Raw genomic sequence first — 23,808 nt, forward strand, 5'->3', positions numbered from 1 at the left:
AAACTATGTCATTGCGAGCGACAGCGTGGCAATCTCATAGGACGAGTAACGAACTTTGCTTGTGCAACCTGTATGGTGAGATTGCCACGCTGTCGCTCGCAATGACAAATTAGGATAACATCCCTACATTCTTCACATTGATGTAAAACAAACCCCGCATTAGTGTTAACTTTCCTCAAATAAGCATACTTTGCAAACACTTGCTTAAAAAGCAGCATTATACTGTGAGGGATTTTTACAATGAATGCAGAACAATCAAGGTTAAAAGACACAAGCTGGAAAAAATGGGGCCCTTATGTAAGCGACCGGCAGTGGGGGACCGTTAGGGAGGATTATAGCGCCAATGGCGATGCCTGGAACTTTATTACTCATGACATGGCCCGCAGTAAAGCCTATCGCTGGGGCGAGGAAGGCATTGCAGGTATTTGCGACAGGCAGCAAAATCTGTGTTTTGCCATCGCTCTTTGGAATAAAAAAGATCCCATTATTAAGGAACGCTATTTTGGCCTCAGCAACCCCGAAGGTAATCACGGCGAGGATGTAAAGGAGCTGTATTATTATCTGGATAGTACGCCTACGCATTCGTACATGAAAATGCTGTATAAATATCCACAGCAGGAGTTTCCTTATGATTGGCTGCGCTCCGAAAACAAACGCCGTACCCGTAATGATCCCGAATTTGAACTGTTTGACACCGGGATATTTGACAAGGATGCCTATTTTGATGTTTTTACCGAATACGCCAAAAATGTGCAGGATGATATTCTGATCAAGATAACCGTACACAACCGCGGTGATCAGGACGCGACGTTAAATGTAATGCCAACCCTGTGGTTTCGTAATACCTGGAGCTGGGGATACAAGGACTATAAGCCTTATTTAGCTGCCAATGGGCAGGGAAAGATAGAGGTATCGCATAAAGATCTTGATCCTTTATGGCTACATACCGAAGGTTCGTGTAGTTTATTGTTTTGTGAAAATGAGACCGATACACGCCGCCTGTATAACTATGATAATGGGATTAAATATCCTAAAAGCGGTATTAACGATCATATAGTCCACGGGGCAGATACCATTAACCCCAGGAATACAGGTACAAAAGCTTCGGTTAATTACGATATAACCGTTGCCGCCAAACAAAGTGTAACCATACGTTTGCGGCTATCGCCTGATGCTAACTACAGCTTTGAGGATTTTGACCAGATATTTAATACCCGCATTGCTGAAGCCGATCAGTTTTATAATGACATACACGGCACTAAACAGACTGAAGATCGCAACCTGATACAAAGACAGGCTTTTGCGGGTATGTTATGGAACAAGCAGTTCTACTATTCCGATATCCGTCACTGGCTCAGAGGCGATCCGGCACAGCCTAAACCACCTGAGCAAAGAAAAAATGCCCGTAACAGTAAATGGATGCACCTGAATACCAGAGATGTGGTATCCATGCCCGATAAGTGGGAATACCCCTGGTTTGCGGCCTGGGATCTGGCCTTCCATTGTTTGCCACTGGCCAGGATCGATATGGTTTTCGCTAAAAACCAGCTGATACTGCTTACCCGCGACTGGTATATGCACCCCAACGGGCAGCTACCTGCTTATGAGTGGGATTTTAGCGATGGTAATCCTCCTGTGCATGCCATGGTTGCCTGGAGTGTTTATAAAACCGACAAAGAAGCCAATAATGGAAAGGGAGACACCTATTTTCTGGAAAGGATATTCCATAAGCTGATGCTCAATTTTACCTGGTGGGTAAACCGTAAGGATGCCTCGGGGAACAATGTTTTTGAAGGTGGTTTTTTGGGCCTGGATAATATTGGCGTTTTTGACAGGAATATGCATTTGCCTATGGGCCAGCATCTGGAGCAGGCCGATGGTACCAGTTGGATGGCCATGTACTCGCTCAATTTGCTGCGCATAGCTACTGAACTGGCTGAAAAAAATAAGGCCTACGCCGATATTGCATCCAAGTTTTTTGAGCATTTCATATACATCGTAGGGGCTATGTCAAACCTGGGCGATAATAATGAAGGCCTTTGGGATGACGAAGATGGATTCTTTTATGACCAAATTCGTTTTCCTGATGATGGTTCGATAAAAATGAAGGTAAGGAGCATAGTAGGGTTGATTCCCTTATTTGCTACCGAAGTGCTCAATGAAACTGATATAACCGATAGCCCGATATTCAGGGACCGTATGAAATGGTTTGCCGAAAACAGGCCCGACCTGGCATCACTGGTTTCGCGCTGGAACGAAAAAAGTGCAAATGGGAAGCATCTTATTAGCCTACTGCGGGGTTTCCGCATGAAATCCCTGCTTAAATATATGCTCGATGAAAATGAGTTTTTAAGCGATTATGGTATTCGTTCCTTGTCAAAATATCACCTGGAACACCCTTATCATGTTGCGGTGAACGGTGTGGAATTTGGTATTGCCTATACACCTGCAGAAAGCGACAGCGGCTTATTTGGGGGTAACAGTAACTGGCGTGGCCCTATCTGGATGCCCATAAATTACCTGATCATTGATAGTCTGCACCGGTTTTACGAGTACTATGGTGATGATTTTAAAGTAGAATGCCCTACAGGATCCGGTAATTATATGAACCTCAAAGAAGTGGCTAACGAACTTTATCGCCGGGTATCAAAATTGTTTTTACGTGATGATAAAGGCAACCGACCGGTATTTGGTAATTACCAAAAGCTGCAAACTGATCCTAATTTTAAGGACTATATACTTTTTTATGAATTTTTTGATGGCGATAATGGTCGTGGGGCCGGTGCATCCCATCAAACCGGCTGGACAGGATTAATTGCCAATTGTTTGTATGTGTGATTACTTTTTTTCTACACGTCATTGAGGAACGAAGCAATCTCTATGCTATACAGAGAAGATAGATATGAATAACTGACTTGCTTATGTAAAAATTGCTTAGTTCCTCGCAATTGAAGTGATGGGTAAAATCCTTCTCGGATTTTATTGTGTCTTTTTTACACAATAAAATTTATTTCATGCCGAAAATTATTTAGTTTTACTGTACCACTTATAAAAACTAAAAATTATCAGCATGAATTACAACAGGAGGAAATTTATTCAAAGCGCTGGTGCACTGGCGCTTGGCGGCATAGCTTTATCTGGCAGGGCCGGTACTTTATTAAGCAATGTAGAGGTTCAACATCCGGTAGGTTTGCAGCTGTATACATTTTTTGGCATCATTGACGAAGATGTAAAAGGCACCCTGACCAAAATCGCGGGTCTCGGTTACAAAGAAATGGAATCGGCATTTAGCAAAAAAGGCGGCTACTACGGCATGAGCCCAAAAGAGTTTAAAGCTATGGTGAATGATCTGGGTATGGCCTGGACATCACATCATGTACTGGGTGCCCCGTTCAAACTTCCTCCGGGAACAAAAATGCCTGTCGGTGCCGATGGCAAACCAATGGTGATACCCCCAATGAAAAACCTGCGGGACAATATGCAGCAACTTGTTGATGACGCTGCCGAAGGTGGCATCAGTTACCTGGTTTGCGCAAACTCGCCAACTGCTACACTTGATGAAATAAAATCGACCATTGAGGTGTTAAATAAAACAGGAGAAGCCACTCAAAAGGTAGGGATACAATTCGCTTACCATAATCACGATATGGAATTTCATGCGGTTGATGGCAAAGTACCGTACGATCTGTTGCTTAGTGAAACTGATCCTAAAAATGTAAAAATGGAGCTTGACCTGGCCTGGGCTATAAAAGGCGGTAAAGATCCGGTTGAAATGTTTAAACAGCACCCCGGACGTTTCCCGTTGTGGCATGTAAAAGACCTTGATGCAGGCCGGCAAAATATACTCCCGGTAGGCAGCGGTACTATCAATTTTAAACCCATTTTCGCCTCCGCAGCATCAGCAGGTATGCAGCACTTTTTTGTGGAGCATGACATGCCTAAGGACGCACTGGCAAGTGTAACCAGCAGTATTAGTTATTTGAAGAATACCTTGAAGGTATAGGTATTTACCCACCATTCTCCAACACGTCATTGCGAGGTACGAAGCAATCTCCGGTTTATATAGCCGCTCTGTATAGCTTAGAGATTGCTTCGTACCTCGCAATGACGCTTTTTTTACTGCAGTTCCCACTAAAAATAATTGAACCAATAACCACCCTTAACAATTCCATAATATATCAATATTTTGATTTAACACACGCTTTAAGTATCTTAAAGGCGCATTAAATCAAACTTATGGCAACAGTCCCTACAGAGCAGTTAAAAAGAGTATTAAAACCTGTTCACTTATGGGCAATAGCTGTTGGGCTGGTTATATCAGGCGAATATTTTGGCTGGAATTTAGGTTGGGCCGTATCGGGTACTATTGGCTTTTTGATAGCCACATTGGTTATTACGCTGATGTATATTACCTTTATTTTCAGCTATACAGAGCTTACCACCTCAATTCCACATGCAGGTGGCGCTTTTGCTTATGCCTACCGGGCAATGGGTCCCATTGGAGGATTAATAGCGGGTTATGCTACGCTTATTGATTTCCTTCTGGCATCGCCTGCTATAGCCATTTCGTTGGGGAGCTACCTGCATTTTTTATACCCGACTATTCCCATTATGCAATCGGCAATGTTGTTTAATGTGGCGTTTATTATCCTCAATATATCGGGGGTAAAAGAATCAGCTACATTTTCGGTATTCATTACCATATTGGCTGTCGCCGAATTATTGCTATATATGGGTATAGTATCACCGCATTTTAAAATGGATAACTATTTAAGCAATCCGATGCCATTTGGCTGGTCTGGAGTATTCGCAGCCTTGCCCTTTGCAGTTTGGTTTTACCTGGCTATAGAAGGAGTGGCCATGGTGGCCGAAGAAGTAAAGGAACCTAAAAAGAATATCCCACGAGGTTATATATCGGCATTGGCAACGCTGGTGTTTTTGGCCCTGGGTGTCATGATATTAACCGGTGGCATCACAGATTGGCGCAAACTCAGCAACCTTGATTATCCCCTACCTGAAGCCATTGGTATAGTTTTAGGCAAAACCAACGGACTTACCAAAATATTTGCCAGCATAGGCTTGTTTGGGTTGATAGCATCTTTACATGGTACTATTCTGGCATCGTCAAGGCAGGTATTTGCCATGGCTCGCAGCGGTTATTTGCCCAGAGGACTGGCCAATATCAACCATCGCTTTAAAACACCGCATTGGGCGCTTGTTGCCGGCGGTGTAGTTAGCTTTGCAGCCATTTATAGCGGTACTACAGCGCAGATCATTGTCCTTTCGGTACTTGGGGCTATTGTAATGTATATGATGAGCATGATGAGCTTATTTATCCTTCGCAAGAAAGAGCCACGGCTCGAACGGCCTTTCGCAGCACCATTTTACCCGGTGTTCCCGGCAACAGCGCTAATTATATCAGTGGTATGCTTGTTTGCCATCATCTATTTTAACGTACTCGTAAGTTTGATATTTTTTGCAGGATTGGTTGTTGTTATATTAACTTTTATGCTGATGGGAAAACATAAAGTACAGCTTACAGATGAATTTATGATGCCCGGCCCTGATTTTGCAAAATAATAATTATAAAGTGCCTAATGAGTGACCAATGAATTAATTAACCGGATAGAATGGCCTATAAGCATACCATACGCAACAAAGTATATAAGTTTAACGACCTGCGAACTTTGCTGGGCAAGGCCTCACCATACCGCTCGGGTGATGAGTTGGCGGGGGTGTGCGCCGAAAGCTATGAGGAGCGGATAGCAGCACAGATCACATTGGCTGACGTGCCTTTAAAAACATTTCTGAATGAGGTGGTGATTCCTTATGAACAGGATGAAATAACAAGGTTAATTATTGATAGTCATAATGTTACAACTTTTAACTTAATAAGCCATTTAACTGTTGGTGAACTGCGTGATTGGTTGTTAAGTGATGAAACAGACACACAAACATTGACTGATATTTCCTTTGGACTTACCCCCGAAATGGCAGCAGCAGTATCCAAACTGATGCGTAATCAGGACCTGATAGCGGTTGCTAAAAAATGTTCGGTGGTTACCAGTTTTCGGAATACGATAGGCTTAAAGGGACATTTCAGCACCCGTTTACAACCTAATCATCCAACAGATGACCCTAAAGGTGTTGCGGCAAGCATTATTGATGGTTTGCTGCATTGCAGTGGCGATGCGGTTATCGGTATTAACCCGGCTACAGATAGTCCTGCGGCAGTAAGCGGTTTATTACGGTTGATGGATAATTTTCGGAATCAATTTGATATACCTACACAAACTTGTGTATTAAGCCATATTACCACCACACTGCAACTCATTAATGAAGGCGCCCCGGTTGATCTTTGCTTTCAGTCAATAGCAGGAACAGAGCAGGCTAACACCAGTTTTGGTGTAAACCTGGGTTTAATTGAGGAGGCCTACCAGGCTACACTATCTTTAAACCGGGGAACTGTAGGCAATAACGTAATGTATTTTGAAACCGGGCAGGGTAGTGCCTTGTCTGCCAATGCTAATTTTGGGGTAGATCAGCAAACCTGCGAAGTAAGGGCTTATGCTGTGGCCAGAAAGTTTAAGCCATTACTGGTCAATACAGTTGTGGGTTTTATCGGGCCTGAATATTTATATGATGGCAAACAAATTATACGGGCCGCTTTAGAGGATCATTTTTGTGGAAAGCTGCTTGGTTTACCTATGGGAGTTGATGTTTGCTATACCAACCATGCTGAGGCGGATCAGGATGATATGGATAACCTGCTTACCTTGCTGGGCGTAGCTGGCTGTAATTTTATCATGGGTATTCCTGGTGCCGATGATATTATGCTCAATTATCAGTCTACCTCGTTTCATGATGCTTTGTACCTGCGTAAAGTGCTTGGTTTAAGGCCTGCACCCGAATTTGAGCGATGGCTCATCAAACAAGGGATAGTAGATTTTAAAGGAAATATGCTGCCGGTCAGTTCGTCGCATGGGTTATTGGGTGCTCATTTGGAAATTTGACTATGAAGAGAAACGTCCCACAGGAAATAGAATCATTAAAGGCACTGCAGGAGTTTACTTCGGCCCGGATAGCTATTGGACGAGTGGGTACCAGCATTCCTTTAAAGCAATCGCTGGAGTTTAAACTGGCTCATGCCCATGCCCGTGATGCGGTATATTCTGAGTTGGATATCAATAATTTAACTGATGTACTTAAACAATTTGATCTGCCCGTTTTACACCTGAACAGCAGAGTTAATGATCGCCGTCAATACCTGCAAAGACCGGATCTTGGACGTCGGTTAAATGATGGATCTCTTGATCTACTGCTTGATCACCGTCCGGAAACCGATATTGCTATTATTTTAGCTGATGGTTTATCGGCCACCGCGGTTAACGAAAACGCCGTAGGCTTATTACAGGCACTTATTCCGCAGTTATTAGCAGCAGGTTTTAAGCTGGCACCTATAAGTATGGTTGAACAGGGCAGGGTAGCCATTGGCGATGATATTGGTCATGGACTAAATGCAAAACTTTCCCTCGTGCTTATTGGGGAACGCCCAGGGCTAAGTTCGGCAGATAGTCTGGGTGCATATCTTACTTATAATCCAAAACCAGGCCTTACCGATGAGATGCGTAATTGCATATCCAACATCAGGCCCGGCGGCTTAATCTACAAAAAAGCAGCTAAAAAAATATTTTACCTGACTAGTGAAGCTTTTAAACGTAAGCTATCGGGTGTGGATTTAAAGGATAACGCAGGGTTACTGGAAAGCCATTGAAAGCATAAAGCCAAAGGCAAAAAGCTCAAAACCATTACTATGTTTAACTTTCAGCCTTAGGCTTTCAGCTTTTCCGCTTATTTCTTTCTCGCTTCAATAGTTCCATTAAAAGAAATAGGAGTGCGGTTACTGCTGATCACCTGTAATGATGCATAACCGTCTGATGATATGCTAAGCATCATGGATTGTACATCTCGCCAGTCGCTAACGTTTTTATCTTTGCCGATTGGTTTTATGGTAACAGTCCAGCCTCCTTTTTTACCTGCTTTTGAATTATAAGTAAAATGGGTATTAGTAAATTTGATACCACCCTCGGTAGGGTTATAAGGCGCAGCATATGATCTGCCAAAATAAGGTAAGAATGCGATAATGGTATCTTTAGATACTACCAGGTCATAATTAGAAGTTAATGACATACTGGCGCCCCTGGAAGGGATGACATAGTTAGCATTGAATATATAGTTTTGGGCTTCAACCATACTCTTAATTTCGGCAACATGAGCGGCTTTTTTGTCCTTACGGGTGGTTTGTGCATAAGCCACATTTAAACTTATAAAAGCCAGCACCAATAATATTGATATTTTCTTTAATGATTTCATAATTAAGTATTTGATGGTTAGACGATGAAGTAGTATTTAGGTTTAATTACATCAAATTTAATCATTATTTAAAACAAAAAAGCCACCCGTTTATGAGGGTGGCTTTGAAATATTTAAGCTGCTATTTTATATTAAATTAACGCTGCGGTTAACAAATTCAGTAAGCTCGGCACCGGTTAATAAGCCTTGCGAAAGCAGGGCCAGGTCAAACGCCTGTTTTGAAAGTTGTGCCTGTACTTCTTCACTCTCTTCCTGCAATATGCGGGTGATTAGTTTGTGGTTGCCATTTACAACTACCTTATAATTATCGGGCATGTTGCCGTAAAAGCCCATACCGCCGCCCATAGCTGCCATATCTTTCATGCGGCGCATAAACTCATCCATGGTAACAGTTACCGGTAACTCATCTGGGTTAAGACTTTCCAGCTCAACCTTGTAGGCAGGTTTATTAATGGCTTTGTCGAAGATGGTTTTTACTGTGGTCGCTTGCTCTTCGGTTAAAATGTGCTCTAATGCATCATCTTTTTTGATCAGTTTATCAGCAACATCAGCGTCAACACGTTTTAAGGATGTTTTTTCAAGCTTTTGCTCCAACTGACTAATGAAGTGGTTATCAATCGGCGAATTCATCACCAATACATCATAACCCTTTTTACCGGCCGACTGGATAAAAGCATCCTGTTTTGATGGGTCATTGGTGTAAAGGTAAATCAGTTGACCGTCTTTATCCGTTTGTATGGCTTCAACCTTGTCTTTATATTCGGCTAAAGTAAAGTTCTCCTTTTGGGTGTTGCTAACCAAAACAAAGTCTTTAGCCTTATCATAAAACTTGTCTTCGCTAACCATGCCGTATTTAACAAACAAGCCAATGTCGGTCCATTTTTCTTCGTAAGATTTACGGTCAGTTTTAAACAGCTCTGCCAATTTATCAGCAACTTTTTTGGTGATATAGCTATTGATCTTCTTAACATTGCTATCAGCCTGTAAAAAGCTGCGTGACACATTAAGCGGAATATCCGGTGAATCAATAACGCCATGTAGCAGCATTAAAAACTCAGGAACAATATCTTTTACCTCATCGGTAATAAATACCTGGCGCGAGAATAATTTAATCTTGTTCTTTGATACCTCAAAGTCGTTCTTCAGCTTAGGGAAATACAATACACCAGTTAAGTTGAAAGGATAATCAACATTTAGGTGGATCCAGAACAATGGGTCTTCACTGAAAGGATAAAGCGTTTTGTAGAAGTTAAGGTAATCTTCGTCTTTTAATTCAGATGGGGCTTTTGTCCAGATAGGATTGGTTTCATTGATGATATTATCAACCTCAACTGAAGTATATTTCGGATTGCCTTCTTCGTCAACGCCATCCTCAACAGATTCGGTTTTTGTACCAAATTTGATAGGTACAGGTAAAAATTTACAGTATTTGTCTAATATCTCCTGTAGTTTATACTTACTTAAAAACTCTTCCGATTCGCTATTGATGTACAGGGTGATCTCGGTACCGCGTTCTTCCAATACACCTTCGCCAATTTCAAACTCTGTGCTGCCATCGCATACCCAGTAAGCTGGTTCTGCGCCTTCCTGGTATGATAAGGTTTGGATCTCTACCTTATCGGCCACCATAAATGCAGAATAGAAACCTAAACCAAAACGACCGATGATCTCATTGGCATCTTTGGCTTCTTTAAATTTTTCAACAAACTCAGTAGCACCCGAAAATGCTATCTGGTTAATGTATTTCTTGATCTCCTCGGCGGTCATACCCAAACCGTTATCAGATATGGTGATGGTTTTTTTCTCCTCGTCAAATGCTATTTCAACACGCAGATCACCAAGTTCGCCGTTGTATTGCCCTAAGGAGGCCAGGCGTTTAATTTTTTGGGTAGCATCTACCGCGTTTGATACCAGCTCGCGCAAAAATATCTCATTATCTGAGTAAAGAAATTTCTTAATTATCGGAAAAATGTTTTCGGTGTGGATCGAAATGCTGCCTTTTTCTTGCATAATATTATAATATGATTGATTTAATATGATTTTCACCCTGCAACCATCAATGCATGTTCCAAAGGTGATATTTTGTCAAATTGGCAGTGTTAGTTTAACTTATGGCCATCAAAAATGCATTAAATGCCGTATATAAATTATCCTTTGTTGTTATATCTGCAATACTGCCATCAACGGCCATTTTTGAACGGATAAAGGAGATCAGTAAAGTTGCATCATCAATAACTTTAGCTGTTAAAGCGCCTAAAGTTAGCAGGAGGGATGCGTGGGCATAATTGCCACCCAGCGAGGCTGTGATAAGCGCCACAGGTTTATCAACAAACAAACTGCTGGAAACCATCCAATCCAGCATGTTTTTAAGCTGACCGGGCACGCCAAAGGCATATTCAGGTGTGCAAATAATAATCCCATCTGCATCAGCTAAAAGCTGGCGCAACTCCGCAACAGCGGCTGGTGGGTCATCCGTATCCAAACCCGGATCAAAAGGCGGTATTTGGGCCAGCCCACTGTAAATAGTATAACTGATATTTGCAGGAGCAAGGCTGCCCAGATATTTCAGAATATGGTGATTGGAAGAACCGGATCGAAGACTGCCTGAAATTGCAAGAACACCCCGACCCCCTAAAGGGGGAGTTACAAAGTTTAATTTATCTTTTTCCATCAGTCTAATCAAAAAGTTCCCCCTTCAGGGGTTAGGGAGCTTATATAAACTGCAGTATAAACGACGAACCTTTACCCTCGGTTGATTGTACCTGGATGTTTCCTTTATGCAGCAGCATGATCTGTTTACACAAACTAAGCCCTATACCGCTGCCGGTTTTACGGGTACTAAAAAACGGTATAAATATTTTGTCGAGCAGTTCAGGCGGCATACCTAAACCGTTATCAGTTACTTTTACCAGGGTTTTACTATTGCTCTGAATTTCTCCGGACAATACGATACGTGGTGCTTCACGGTCTTTAACGGCTTCAATGGCATTAACCACCAGGTTTATCATTACCTGCTCAATCAGGTTAATATCTGCCTGGATGGCCAGGGTTGGGTCGCGCAGTATAATTTCAAGTTCAATGTTCTTCTTCTCCAGCGTTGGCCTCATCAGGCTGTTTAGGTTTTCAAACAAATCGCGCACCATGATCTTATTCAAATCGAGCTTGGTTATTTTATTGAGGCTGCGGTAACTTTCTGTAAACTTAAGTAAGCCCTCACTACGTCTTTTTATGGTATCAATGCCCAACTCCAGATCTTCCAGTTCGCTGCTTTGAACACTATTGGCAATTTCGGGGCTTTGCAGGCGGTTCTTCAATGTATCGGCCAGTGACGAAATAGGGGCAACAGAGTTCATGATCTCGTGGGTCATTACATTCAGCAATTTTTGCCATGCTTTTGATTCTGTTTCGTCGAGCGCTTCGCTTACATTCTGGAAAGCTATCAGCTTGTATAAAATATCATCGCTGCGCATTACACTGGCGGTTATTAAAATTTTAACCAGCTGCTGGTTGCGGGTTATGGTTATAATTTTGCTATCGCCAGGTTTTACTTTGATCAATTCAAGGTACAAAGCGGGTTCGCGCTTTTCAAGTGAGTGAACTGTTTTAAGATAGGGAATACTGATCAGGTTTTTAAAGGCCTCGTTTATCCAGCTTATGCTGCCTGTTTCTTCTTCGAACGATAAAATTCCGGTATCAACCAGTTCCAGTATCTTTTGCAGGTAATGGTACTGTGTTTCCCGTTCCCGGCTAATGAGCTTAAACGTGGTATTGATGTCATTAAATCCTTTGCGCAGCGGCTTAAGTTCATTAGGAGCACGGCGTACATCAAAATGTCTCGAAAAATCGCGGTAGTGTATGGATTCTACAAACTGGTTTACTTCTTCCTGCGCTTTTTTCTGAAAACGGATCATTTCGATAACCGCGTAAGTTACCAATGGTATAAATATAACCAGGTACAGGTACAAGCCCTTAACGGTAACAAATGCTGCCGCGATGAGGGCCAAAAACATCAGGAACACACGCAGCAACAGCCGCCATTCATATCGGTTAAATATCATATTTGCTTAATCTGCGGTATAAGGCCGTACGGGTTAATCCCAGTTCCTTGGCCGCCCTGGTAATATTGCCATTATGTTTTTCAATAACCCTTAGTATGGCATTTTTTTCCAGGGTGCTTAACTGTATATTGTCGTCGTCGACAACAGTGTCTGTGGCCGTCTCTAAAATAGAAAATATAAGATCGTCGGGTCTTAGTATATGATCATCGGCCATAATAACGGCCCTTTCAATAGTATACTGTAATTCGCGTACATTGCCCGGGTAATTGTATGATTTTAGTTTTTGCAAAGCTGCAGCATCAAAATCCACGGATGGTTTAAGGTATTTGCTGGCATACAATTTGGCAAAGTGCCTGGCCAGTATGGTGATATCCTCATTACGCCTGCGCAGTGGCGGCATATTGATCTCAACGGTATTAATACGGTAAATCAAATCCTTACGAAACCGGTTTTCATTAGCCAGCTCATGCATGGGTACGTTAGTAGCACAAATAAGCCTGATATCGATATCAACGGCTTTATTGGTGCCCAAACGGGTTACCTGGCGGTTTTGTAGTATGGTGAGCAGCTTGGCTTGTTGTTGCAGGGTAATGTTACCAATTTCATCCAAAAATAACGTACCGCCCTGGGCATCTTCAAACCGCCCGGTACGGTCTTCGCGCGCATCAGTAAAAGCTCCTTTTTTATGACCAAAGAGCTCGCTTTCAAATAAAGTATCGGTAAGTGCGCCTACATCAACTTTAATAAAAGGTTTATCAGCCCGTAATGACCGCTCATGTATGGCTTTGGCCATAAGATCCTTACCGGTGCCATTTTCGCCAAGGAGCAAAATATTGGCATCGGTAGGGGCAATTTTATTCACTTTGTAAAAAATATCCTGCATCACTTCCGATTCGCCCAGAATGGAGGTATCACCGGCAGTACTTTTTACAGCTGTCTTGGTGGTTTTTACCCCTTCTTTTTTATCTAAAAGTTCTTTTATGGTAGCAATCAGTTTTTCGTTATGCCAGGGTTTTACAATAAAATCATTAGCTCCCTCTTTTAATGAGCGTACCGCAAGATCAATATCACCATAAGCAGTTATCATGATAACGCTAACATTGGGTTTCCAGTCCTTTACTTTTCGCAACCAATATAAACCCTCATTGCCTGTGTTAATAGCGCTGTTAAAGTTCATATCCAACAAAACAAGATCAACCTCGTTACGCTGTAGCAACCAGTTTAAGTTCTCCGGATTTTTTTCGGTAATCACTTCCTGCGCCTCTGTTTTTAATAAAAGCTTAACCGCGGTTAGCACATCCGGGTCATCGTCAACAATTAATATAGTTGCTTTTTTAAGTATCATTTAATAACTTTTAAATTTTTAAAGATTATGGTTTAAAAGTCACAGTATACGCATTTGTTACTATGAATTGTTAACCTTGGTACATGAATCAAATTATTTGTGCAAATTAATAATTGAATGCTTAAATTTCATACCAGTTATGATAATACAAGTATTAAGCTGTAAATCAACTATGAATGCTTAATGCAGGCCATGTGCATCTTAATCTACTGTATCATAACCGAACACTTGCTGTAACAGAAGCGTACGCTTCAATTGCTTATTTTGTGTTTAATGTACTGAAATACAGTATTTTAATTTGTGGCATATCTTTTTGTAACTACTATTCAAAATATAATAAACTACAGTGGACAGAAAAATTGAAAAAAAGACCTGGAACAGTAAACGGATATTAACAATTGCGGGCATAACAGGCATTGTTTTATTAGTTGGCGGAAGCATTTATTTTACATCGGGTAAAAGTAAACTTGATGTTGATACCGAACGCATAACCATTAGTACTATTACAAAAGGCCCATTTCAGGAGTTTATACCTGTAAATGGCGTGGTAATGCCCCTTACAACTATTTTTCTTGATGCTACTGAAGGTGGTTTGGTGGAAGAAAAGTATGTGGAAGACGGTGCAATGCTAAAAAAAGGTGATCCTATTTTAAAATTAAGCAATGTTGATGAAGAATTAAACCTGGCCACCCAGGAGTCGCAGGTATTTGCTGAGCAAACCCAAATGCAGATATCACACAACAATGCATCACAGGCTACCATTACCAAACTCAATACCATGGCCGATGTAGATAATGCTTTTAAAGAAGCTGAACGGATCTACAAATTAGATAAAAGGCTTTATGATCAAAAAGCAATTGGGTTACAGGAGTATCAATCGGCTAAAAATACGTATGATTACCAGCTTAACCGCAGAAGGTTAGCTATACAAATATTAAAGCAGGATACCACGCTTGTTAAACAGCAGGATCAGCAGGCTCAGGAGCATTATACACAAATGAAAGCTGCCCTGGCGCTGATGCGCAAAAAAGTTGCAGGCCTTACTTTAAGAGCGCCAATTGATGGTCAGTTAACCTCCATGGACGCCGAGGTTGGCCAGAACAAAAATAAAGGCGAACATCTGGGTCAGATCGACGTACAATCCGGCTTTAAAGTGAGGGTTGATATTGATGAGCATTATTTATCACGTATATATACCGGCTTAAAAGGTGATTTCTCTTTTGCCGACAAAACATATAATCTGGTTATCAAAAAGGTATACACGCAGGTAAAAGCAACCGGCAGTTTCGTGGTTGATATGCAGTTTGTAGGCACGGTGCCTAAAGGCATACGTAAAGGCCAAACCTTGCAGGTAAGGCTTGCACTGAGCGATGAAACCCAGGCGGTATTGGTACCTAAGGGTGGTTTTTACCAGCAAACAGGAGGCAACTGGATATTTAAAGTGAGCGAAGACGGTAAGCGTGCTTATAAAGTTGATATTCAGCTTGGAAGACAAAGCCCTGATTATTATGTAGTAACCGAAGGTTTAAACCCGGGTGATAAGGTAATTACCTCGAGCTATGAAACTTATGGAGATATACAGGAACTCATATTAAAAAAATAAATTGACAGTAGCCTGCAACGGAAAGTCATTATAAAACATCATATATAAAACTAATTAACTAAAAAAATCAGGTCTATCCGCTACATAACGGAGACGATTTAGGAGGCACCAATGATAAAAATTACAAATCTCGAAAAATTCTACCGTACAGAAGAGGTAGAGACCATAGCTTTAAATAAGCTATCCATTGAAATTGCAACCGGCGAATTTGTGGCCATTATGGGCCCGTCTGGCTGTGGTAAATCAACATTGCTCAATATTTTGGGTATGCTTGATGATCCGGATGCAGGGAGCTATGTTTTTAACGATATAGAAGTTGCGCACTTTACAGAGCGTAAACGTGCTGATCTGCGCAAGCATAACATTGGGTTTGTATTTCAAAGTTTTAACCTTATTGATGAGCTTACCGTATTTGAAAACGTAGAACTGCCCTTAATTTACACAGGTGTAGCAGCAGCTGAAAGAGTAAAAAGGGTAGAAGAGGTACTTGACAAAATGCAGATCATGCATCGCCGTAACCATTACCCGCAACAGTTATCGGGTGGTCAGCAACAGCGTGTGGCTATTGCCAGGGCTGTGGTTAACAAACCTAAACTAATACTTGCGGATGAGCCTACAGGTAACCTTGACAGCAGCAACGGTAACGATGTAATGGAATTACTTACCGACCTGAACGAACAAGGAACTACCATCATTATGGTTACTCACTCTGAACATGATGCCCGTTACAGTCACCGTATTATACGCCTGCTTGATGGTCAAAGTGTTATGGAGAATATAATGGTTTAAATCAGGATCATCCCCCCAAAAGAAAATAGTTTATATAAGTTAATAAGTGCCTCGCTTTCCCTTCCCTCAACGGGAGGGGTTAGCTTGAGTTTTTCCGTTTTTTATTTTGGGGCAGTCCGCCGGTATATTTTGGGGAATGATGGAGGGTGGTTTATAATTGGCAGTTTACCTATTAATATTTTAATAAGATGATTAGGAATTATATAAAAACAGCCTTTCGGAGCCTTAGAAAAAACAAAGGATTTACCGCTATAAATATCCTGGGCCTGGCTTTGGGCCTGGCAACCTGCCTGCTCATTGTTTTATATGTGCTTGATGAGCTAAGCTATGACAGGTATAATGCCAAATCGAACCGGATATACCGTGTTAATGAAGACCTGAAACTTGGCGAAAATAACGTGCTTTATGCCGTTTGCATGCCACCCCTGGCCAAAACCTTAAAGGCCGAATATCCTTATGTTGAAAATGCTGTACGGCTAAAAAATGCCGGCACATCACATGTAAAAAAGGGCAACTTTAATATATCAGAAAATAAGATAGCTTTTGCCGATCCTTCTTTGTTTGATGTGTTTACACTGCCCATGATCAACGGCAATCCTGCATCGGCTTTAATTGAGCCAAACAGTGTTGTAGTTACCGAAACTACAGCCAAAAAATATTTTAACAGCATAAATGTTGTTGGTAAAACCTTGTTGTTTAATGATAATACGCTTTGTAAAGTAACAGGTGTAATAAAAGATATTCCTAAGCAATCACATTTTAATTTCGACTTTTTTATTTCCATGTCTTCATGGCCCGATAGCCGCTCGAACGAATGGTTGCGGAGCGATTATAATACCTATGTCCTGTTAAAAAATCCTGCTGACGCTAAAAAACTGGAGGCAAGTTTTCCGGAGCTATTAAAAAAATTCAGCGGTGCGCAGATGCAGGCCCAACTTAATATGAGCATTGACGCCTTTGAAAAAAGCGGCAGCTTTTTCAGGATGAATTTAACACCACTTACAGATATTCACCTGCACTCAAACCGGAGCGGTGAACTGGGGCCTAACAGTACAACGCAATATGTTTATATATTTTCGGCAATAGCCATTTTTATACTTTTAATAGCCTGTGTTAATTTCATGAACCTATCCACCGCGCGTTCGGCAAGCCGGGCCCGCGAGGTTGGTGTACGTAAAGTTTTAGGTTCGCCACGTAAATACCTGATCGCCCAGTTTTTAACCGAATCAATTTTGGTAACGTTCATGGCTACGGTAATTGCTTTTATTGCGGCTGTGGCATTGCTTCCCTTATTTAACCAGTTATCAGGCAAAGAAATACTGATCAATACGCAATCTCTGGTTTGGATGGTGCCTTGCCTGTTGTTTATCGTTGTATTTATAGGTGCGCTTTCTGGCTCATACCCGGCCTTTTATCTCTCGGCTTTTCAACCAATTGATGTATTAAAGGGCAAGTTGGTTGCTGGTTTTAAAGGTGGCTGGCTCCGGAGTTTTCTGGTGGTTTTCCAGTTTTCCATATCTATTTTTCTAATCATTGGTACGCTGGTTGTCTATAATCAGCTAAATTATATCCAAACCAAAAACCTGGGCTATAATCGCAGCCAGGTGCTTATAGTGCAAAATATTTTTGAACTGAATAAACAGGCCAAAATATTTAAACAGGAGGTAAAAGAAATTCCCGGGGTTATAAACGCCACCATGACGGGTTTCCTGCCAACATCAAACTGGAAAAGCACCGCTATTTATTTCAAAGATGCTTCGCTTGATCAAAAAAGATCCATGTTCCCACAGAACTGGGAGATAGATGAAGATTATGTATCCACACTGGGTATGAAGATGGCTTCGGGGCGCAGCTTTTCAAAGGATATGCAAACAGATTCGACAGGTATTGTAATTAATGAATCGGCAGCTAAATTCCTGGGTTTTAATAACGCTGTAAATAAGACCCTGTACAAAAGCTTAGGTGGTAAGCAGACTTTAGATAATGTAAAGCAATACCATGTAATAGGGGTAGTGAAGGATTTTAATTTTAGTTCGTTGAGGGAAAATGTGGGCCCGGTTGTTATGACACTTGCAGAAAATAACGGCGCGTTGAGCATCCGCGTAAATACTTCAAACTTGCCGGCCCTGCTATCACAAATAAAAGATAAATGGAAGGGATTATCGCCCAACGTACAGATCAACTATTCATTTATGGATCAGGAGTTTGATGCCTCATATCGCACCGAACAACTTACCGGAAAAATCGCTATAGTGTTTACCACTTTGGCTATTGTAATTGCTTGTTTGGGTCTGTTTGGTTTAGCTGCCTATGCCGCAGAGCAACGTACAAAAGAGATCGGTATCCGTAAAGTATTGGGGGCCAATGTATCGGCTATTGTAAGCATGTTATCAAAAGACTTTATGAAGCTGGTATTTATATCCATTTTAATAGCATCACCACTGGCCTGGTACTTAATGACTAAATGGTTACAAGACTTTGCTTACCGCATAAACATTCAATGGTGGGTTTTGGTATTGGCGGGTGTGGCAGCATTATTCATCGCATTTATTACAGTAAGTTTTCAATCAATTAAAGCAGCCATAGCAAATCCGGTTGATAGTTTGAAGAATGAGTAATGTAATTGGTAGTGAGGACCGGGGATCGTGTTGTGTGTTCTCAAACAATTTAGGTTTTGGAAATTAGAATTTAAGAAAGACATGTTTAGAAATTACATCAAAACAGCCTGGCGAAACTTAGTTAATAAGAAGTTTTATAGCGCCATAAATATCATAGGACTTACCATTGGTTTAGCCGTGGGGATGCTTATTTTACTTTGGGTACAAGACGAACTAAGCTTTGACCGCTTTAATTCAAAAGCCGACCAGATATATAAAGTTAATGCCTCTATTGGTAGTGGTGTAAGCAAGCAGGTATGGCCATGGGCCCCGGCGCCGGTAGCTGCTTATGCTTTAAAGGAAGTACCCGGTGTTGTTAGCGCGGTAAGGGTAATTACCAATTCTGATTATACTGTTTTCAGGTATAAGGATAAATTGCTCAAGGAAGATTACGGAAAATTATCATGGGTTGATGATGCCTTTTTTAAGGTGTTTGACTATAAATTATTAAAAGGAAATGTAAATAACCCTTTTCCAAATGACCAGTCGGTTATAATTACTGAAAGCACAGCTAAACGCTATTTTGGAAATGCAGATCCAATTGGTAAAACCATCACTGGTGATAGCAGGTATCCTTATGTAGTTTCGGGTGTACTGGCTGATTTTCCGGCCAACTCAAGTATAGATGGTGACATGTTGTTTTCTATGAATATAAAGAAAAAACAATATAATGGTAATGGCTATTGGAAAGCAATGGACGAAGATTGGGGTAATTATTATGCCCAGACCTTTTTATTGGTAAGGCCCGACGCTTCAACAAAAACCATCGGCGAAAAATTGACACAAATTCATTTTAAACACCACCAGGGTATAAAACCAACTGATGGCATATTTATGCTTCAGCCGCTTACTCAAATACACCTGTATAACCCTGATGGTTCATCAGCCGGTATGCAGATAGTAAAGGTATTTTCAATTGTGGCTATACTGATATTGCTGATAGCCTGTATCAACTACATCAACCTGTCAACTGCGCGTTCCATGATGCGTGCTAAGGAAGTAAGTGTGCGTAAAATAATAGGCGCCGAAAGAAAGCATTTATTTATACAGTTTATAATTGAAACTATTTTATGCTTTGCCATAGCGCTCTTACTGGCTTTCTGTGTTATATATGCCGTAATGCCGGTTTATAATAGTATTGCGGGTAAGCAAATGCGTTTTGACTTGTTTAATGCTCGTGTATGGCAGGTAATAGCGATTACTATAGCGGCTACACTTGTAGCTTCGAGCATATACCCGGCGTTGTTACTTTCATCATTTAAACCCATTAACGCGTTAAAAGGTAAAATATCCGGCACGGGCAATGCCACTTTTAGAAAGGTACTGGTGGTTTGTCAGTTCGCGTTCTCTATTGGGTTGATTATTGGAACTATCGTGATTAATAAGCAATTAAATTATATACAGCAAAAGCAATTAGGGTACGATAAATCATACGTTTTTGGTTTGCAGATGCATGGCATGCAGGATCATTATGAAGCCATAAAGGCCGACTTATTGAATAATCATGCCATAACCGGTATAACTACCGGCGATGGCAATATTGTAAACAACGGCAGTACTACCAGTGATACAGATTGGGATGGCAAAGACCCTAACATGAGTTTTTTGGTACACCCTTACGGTATCGATAAAGACTATCTGAATTTATTTAAAATAAAGTTTGTAAGCGGTGGTAATTTTACCGGGGCCAAATCTGATTCGGCTCATTGGATCCTGAATGAGACCGCTGTAAGACTTGCTGGTATTAAAGACCCGGTTGGCAAACGGTTTAAATTTCATGATACTAACGGAATTATTATTGGGGTTGTAAAGGATTTTCATGTTGCCTCATTAAAACAGGCCATTGAACCTGTAATTTTTAATTACCGGGCAAGTACATGGCAATTGTTTGTAAAAACAACAGGTAAAGATGCACCGGCAGCAATCAAGGCCGTTGAGAAGTTTTGGAAGCAATACAATTCAACCTTTCCATTTGAGTATAAATTTCTGGATGATGATTATAATGAACTCTACAAATCGGAACAGCATACAGCTACGTTATTTGACGTTTTTGCCGGCATAGCCATATTTATTTCATGCCTTGGTTTGTTTGGTTTGGCAACTTACACCGCGCAGGTAAAGGTTAAGGAAATAGGTATCCGTAAAGTATTGGGAGCGAGTGTTGCCAATATCACAACTATGCTTTCAAAAGACTTTCTGGTACTTGTAGTGATCGCTATAATAATAGCATCGCCAATTGCCTGGTATGCCATGAATAAATGGTTACAGGATTATGTTTATCGAACAGAATTGCATTGGTGGATCCTGGCTATAGCCGGTAGTACAGCCATTTTGGTCGCTTTTATAACTATTAGTTCTCAGGCAATTAAGGCAGCTTTAAATAACCCGGTAAAAAGCCTACGTAGTGAGTAGTGAGTAGTGAGTAGTGAGTAGTGAGTAGTGAGTAGTGAGTAGTGAAAAATGCCGGGTAAGTTAGAGTTTAGGTTTTAGGATTAAGGATTTTCGTTTAAATATCTTCATTATGTTAAAAAGTTATGTAGTTATTGCTTTCAGAAATATCCGGCGTAATTTGAGTTACGCATTCCTGAATGTTTTTGGGCTTACCCTGGGTATTGCGGCCTGCCTTGTTATTTTTTTAATAGTGAGGAATGAACTTGGTTATGACACATACAATACTAAAGCGAACCGTACTTACCGGGTAACATTACATGCTCTTGATTTCAACGCCAACGTATCATTGGCCATTATACCGGCTATACGTACAGATTTTCCCGAACTGGAGGCAACTACGCAAGTTTTTTACAGACGTGATGCTGTGGTTAAAGTAGGCGATAACCGGTACAGTGAAAAAAGTTATGCCTTTGCTGATGAACAGATCAATAAAGTTTTTGATTACCATTGGCTTACCGGTGATGCGAATACTGCGCTGCAGCAACCCAACAGTGTTGTACTTACAGAAACCATTGCAAAGAAGTATTTTGGTAAACAGAATGCTATGGGGCAGGTCATTAATCTTGATAATAGATTGAACCTTAAAGTTACCGGGATTATTCAAGATCTGCCCGGCAATACCAGTTTACCTTTAGAGTTCATGGTATCGTTGGCAAGCATCCAAAAAAACCTGGAGGGGGCTATGCATAATTTCTGGGCAATTCCCGGTGCAAGTTATGCCTATATTGTAATCCCGCCTAATTATTCCATCCATCAGCTCGAAAAAAAGATGCCTGGTTTTATCAAAAAAAATTGGGGTATCGATATAGCTAAAGCCGCTGTTATGCCTTTACAGCCATTAAAAGAAATTCATTTCGATCAGCGCTATATTAATAATATTGTAACCCCCACATCAAGAGATACTTATTGGGCATTAGTGGGTGTAGCATTGCTTATTATCATTACAGCCTGTATCAATTTTATAAACCTTGCAACAGCCCAGGCTATAAGGCGCTCAAAAGAAGTTGGGGTGCGTAAGGTGTTGGGTGCAACCCGTTCGCAGCTCATCAGGCAGTTTATGGGCGAAACCACGGTGCTCGTTCTTATATCGGTGATATTGGGAGTGCTCCTGTGCGCTACTTTCCTTACCCAGGCGGGAAAATGGATGTCAATTAATATTGATACCAGCCAATTACTTCAGCCCATTGTTATGAGCTGGATAGCGACCATAACTTTGTTGGTTATTTTGCTGGCGGGCTTGTATCCTTCTTTTATTCAATCGGCATTTCAGCCCGTTGATTCCCTTAAAAATAAGGCGGGTGTTTCATCCCGTGGCTTAACCCTGCGCAAAAGTTTGGTAATTGCTCAGTTTGCCATTTCTCAGATCTTAATTGTAGGAACACTGGTCGTTGCCCATCAGATGGACTTTTTTGAAAACCAGGACCTGGGTTTTAATAAGGAAGCCGTTATTTCTGTTAACCTGCCTGATCAGGTCAAACGCGAAGTTTTTAAACAACAACTGGAAAGTTATCCAGGTGTAAAAGACCTTAGTTTTTCATCAGGTGCACCAAGTTATAATGACTCCTTTACCAGTTTTTCTTCGCCCGAACTGGGATTTACAAAGGATAATGTTACAGAGGTGAAATTTATTGATGAAAAATATACCGACATGTTTCAGTTGAAAATGCTGGCAGGCGAAAAGATCATTAAAAAGAATGAAAAAGACACCACACACCATGTGGTTATTAACGAAACCATGTTGCAGGCATTAGGTATGCATGACCCGCAAAAAGCCATTAATAAACATGTAATCTTAAATGGCAATCAAAACTCTACCATTATTGGTGTTGTACAGGATTTTCAAAGCGAATCAAAACATAAAAAACGCAGAGCTTGCGTATTGGAGTACAGTGCAGATAACCTTTTTGCCGCCAGCATTCGTATACAGCCAACCTCAATGAGCAAAACCATTGCCTACATAGGCAAGCAATGGTCAAAACTGTTTCCTGATAACCTGTTTCAGTATGAATTTATTGACGAGCATATTGCTGCAATGTACAAACAGGAGCAAAAAGTATATACCGCTTTCCAGCTGTTCTCATACATAGCTATTTTAATAGGCTGTTTAGGGTTGTATGGGTTAATTGCCTTTGCTGCATCACAACGTACTAAAGAAGTAGGCATTCGCAAGGTACTGGGAGCATCTTTATATAGCATTGTTAACCTCTTTACCCGTGAGTTTATCTTTTTAATAGGGATAGCATTCCTGATAGCGGCCCCACTTGGTTATTATGTAATGCATAACTGGTTGCAAAACTTTGCCTATCACATTAATATAGGTCCTGGGATATTTATTATAGCCATAGGCACATCATTCCTGATAGCAGGCATCACCATAGCTTACCAGGCTATAAAAGCAGCCACTATAAATCCCACAAAAAGTTTAAGAAATGAATAGAAGCAGAAAGCTTAAAGCGGAAGGCAGAAAGCTTTTTAATATTTAGTAACGAATCACAGCGTAGAGCTTTAAGCCTTCAGCTTTATGCTTTAAGC

General features: G+C 41.0%; 15 protein-coding genes. 10 read left to right on the forward strand and 5 right to left on the reverse strand.

Annotated features, from left to right (window positions below; all coding sequences use genetic code 11):
- Positions 1 to 240 precede the first annotated feature (240 nt).
- From M2273_RS01695 to eutC, 5 genes are all read left to right on the forward strand, one after another.
- Positions 241 to 2,838 (forward strand): MGH1-like glycoside hydrolase domain-containing protein, encoded by a 2,598-nt coding sequence (locus tag M2273_RS01695; protein ID WP_429392177.1) that lies wholly within the window; start codon positions 241 to 243, stop codon positions 2,836 to 2,838.
- A 232-nt stretch (positions 2,839 to 3,070) separates the two neighbouring features.
- The gene (locus M2273_RS01700) at positions 3,071 to 4,003 is read left to right on the forward strand and encodes a sugar phosphate isomerase/epimerase family protein (RefSeq protein ID WP_429392180.1); all 933 of its coding nucleotides are present in this window, start codon (positions 3,071 to 3,073) and stop codon (positions 4,001 to 4,003) included.
- A gap of 233 nt (positions 4,004 to 4,236) precedes the next feature.
- Complete coding sequence (eat, locus tag M2273_RS01705) at positions 4,237 to 5,580, forward strand: ethanolamine permease (protein WP_429392183.1); 1,344 nt, start codon at positions 4,237 to 4,239, stop codon at positions 5,578 to 5,580.
- A gap of 50 nt (positions 5,581 to 5,630) precedes the next feature.
- Entirely contained in the window at positions 5,631 to 7,013 is a 1,383-nt protein-coding gene (locus M2273_RS01710; protein ID WP_429392185.1) for an ethanolamine ammonia-lyase subunit EutB, read from the forward strand.
- A gap of 2 nt (positions 7,014 to 7,015) precedes the next feature.
- A complete protein-coding gene (gene eutC, locus M2273_RS01715) occupies positions 7,016 to 7,774 on the forward strand; it encodes an ethanolamine ammonia-lyase subunit EutC (RefSeq protein WP_429392187.1) in 759 nt (252 codons plus the stop codon).
- Between the two features lie 77 nt (positions 7,775 to 7,851).
- On the opposite strand, the gene M2273_RS01720 is transcribed toward eutC, so the two are convergent.
- From M2273_RS01720 to M2273_RS01740, 5 genes are all read right to left on the reverse strand, one after another.
- Entirely contained in the window at positions 7,852 to 8,373 is a 522-nt protein-coding gene (locus M2273_RS01720) for a DUF4251 domain-containing protein (RefSeq protein ID WP_429392189.1), read from the reverse strand.
- Between the two features lie 126 nt (positions 8,374 to 8,499).
- Positions 8,500 to 10,383 carry a molecular chaperone HtpG gene (htpG, locus tag M2273_RS01725; protein ID WP_429392191.1) on the reverse strand — a complete coding sequence of 628 codons (1,884 nt, stop codon included), beginning with the start codon at positions 10,381 to 10,383 and terminating at the stop codon, positions 8,500 to 8,502.
- A gap of 94 nt (positions 10,384 to 10,477) precedes the next feature.
- Entirely contained in the window at positions 10,478 to 11,044 is a 567-nt protein-coding gene (locus M2273_RS01730; protein ID WP_429392194.1) for an NADPH-dependent FMN reductase, read from the reverse strand.
- A gap of 40 nt (positions 11,045 to 11,084) precedes the next feature.
- The gene (locus M2273_RS01735; protein ID WP_429392197.1) at positions 11,085 to 12,431 is read right to left on the reverse strand and encodes a sensor histidine kinase; all 1,347 of its coding nucleotides are present in this window, start codon (positions 12,429 to 12,431) and stop codon (positions 11,085 to 11,087) included.
- On the reverse strand, positions 12,421 to 13,776 hold the full coding sequence (locus M2273_RS01740; protein ID WP_429392200.1) for a sigma-54-dependent transcriptional regulator: 1,356 nt from the start codon (positions 13,774 to 13,776) through the stop codon (positions 12,421 to 12,423). Before M2273_RS01740 ends, M2273_RS01735 begins: the two co-directional genes overlap by 11 nt.
- A gap of 346 nt (positions 13,777 to 14,122) precedes the next feature.
- Between M2273_RS01740 and M2273_RS01745 the strand changes: the two genes are divergently transcribed.
- The 5 genes from M2273_RS01745 (at position 14,123) to M2273_RS01765 (ending at position 23,713) form a co-directional block, all read left to right on the forward strand.
- Positions 14,123 to 15,379 (forward strand): efflux RND transporter periplasmic adaptor subunit, encoded by a 1,257-nt coding sequence (locus M2273_RS01745; protein ID WP_429392202.1) that lies wholly within the window; start codon positions 14,123 to 14,125, stop codon positions 15,377 to 15,379.
- 111 nt (positions 15,380 to 15,490) lie between these two features.
- The gene (locus tag M2273_RS01750) at positions 15,491 to 16,168 is read left to right on the forward strand and encodes an ABC transporter ATP-binding protein (protein ID WP_091144824.1); all 678 of its coding nucleotides are present in this window, start codon (positions 15,491 to 15,493) and stop codon (positions 16,166 to 16,168) included.
- Positions 16,169 to 16,356: 188 nt separating this feature from the next.
- Positions 16,357 to 18,786, forward strand: a complete 2,430-nt coding sequence (locus tag M2273_RS01755) for an ABC transporter permease (protein WP_429392206.1) — start codon at positions 16,357 to 16,359, stop codon at positions 18,784 to 18,786.
- 81 nt (positions 18,787 to 18,867) lie between these two features.
- Positions 18,868 to 21,237 (forward strand): ABC transporter permease, encoded by a 2,370-nt coding sequence (locus M2273_RS01760; protein ID WP_429392208.1) that lies wholly within the window; start codon positions 18,868 to 18,870, stop codon positions 21,235 to 21,237.
- Positions 21,238 to 21,346: 109 nt separating this feature from the next.
- Positions 21,347 to 23,713, forward strand: coding sequence for an ABC transporter permease (locus M2273_RS01765; protein ID WP_429392211.1), 2,367 nt, complete (start codon positions 21,347 to 21,349; stop codon positions 23,711 to 23,713).
- The last annotated feature ends 95 nt before the right edge of the window (positions 23,714 to 23,808 follow it).

Origin of the sequence: Mucilaginibacter lappiensis, assembly GCF_050433765.1 — a bacterium.
GTDB lineage: Bacteria > Bacteroidota > Bacteroidia > Sphingobacteriales > Sphingobacteriaceae > Mucilaginibacter > Mucilaginibacter lappiensis_A.

What these genes read in the sequence shown, in the direction of transcription:
- M2273_RS01695 (WP_429392177.1), top strand. Translation starts at nt 241, where the DNA reads ATGAATGCAGAACAATCAAGGTTAAAAGACACAAGCTGGAAAAAATGG.
- M2273_RS01700 (WP_429392180.1), top strand. Translation starts at nt 3,071, where the DNA reads ATGAATTACAACAGGAGGAAATTTATTCAAAGCGCTGGTGCACTGGCG.
- eat (WP_429392183.1), top strand. Translation starts at nt 4,237, where the DNA reads ATGGCAACAGTCCCTACAGAGCAGTTAAAAAGAGTATTAAAACCTGTT.
- M2273_RS01710 (WP_429392185.1), top strand. Translation starts at nt 5,631, where the DNA reads ATGGCCTATAAGCATACCATACGCAACAAAGTATATAAGTTTAACGAC.
- eutC (WP_429392187.1), top strand. Translation starts at nt 7,016, where the DNA reads ATGAAGAGAAACGTCCCACAGGAAATAGAATCATTAAAGGCACTGCAG.
- M2273_RS01720 (WP_429392189.1), bottom strand. Translation starts at nt 8,373, where the DNA reads ATGAAATCATTAAAGAAAATATCAATATTATTGGTGCTGGCTTTTATA.
- htpG (WP_429392191.1), bottom strand. Translation starts at nt 10,383, where the DNA reads ATGCAAGAAAAAGGCAGCATTTCGATCCACACCGAAAACATTTTTCCG.
- M2273_RS01730 (WP_429392194.1), bottom strand. Translation starts at nt 11,044, where the DNA reads ATGGAAAAAGATAAATTAAACTTTGTAACTCCCCCTTTAGGGGGTCGG.
- M2273_RS01735 (WP_429392197.1), bottom strand. Translation starts at nt 12,431, where the DNA reads ATGATATTTAACCGATATGAATGGCGGCTGTTGCTGCGTGTGTTCCTG.
- M2273_RS01740 (WP_429392200.1), bottom strand. Translation starts at nt 13,776, where the DNA reads ATGATACTTAAAAAAGCAACTATATTAATTGTTGACGATGACCCGGAT.
- M2273_RS01750 (WP_091144824.1), top strand. Translation starts at nt 15,491, where the DNA reads ATGATAAAAATTACAAATCTCGAAAAATTCTACCGTACAGAAGAGGTA.
- M2273_RS01755 (WP_429392206.1), top strand. Translation starts at nt 16,357, where the DNA reads ATGATTAGGAATTATATAAAAACAGCCTTTCGGAGCCTTAGAAAAAAC.
- M2273_RS01760 (WP_429392208.1), top strand. Translation starts at nt 18,868, where the DNA reads ATGTTTAGAAATTACATCAAAACAGCCTGGCGAAACTTAGTTAATAAG.
- M2273_RS01765 (WP_429392211.1), top strand. Translation starts at nt 21,347, where the DNA reads ATGTTAAAAAGTTATGTAGTTATTGCTTTCAGAAATATCCGGCGTAAT.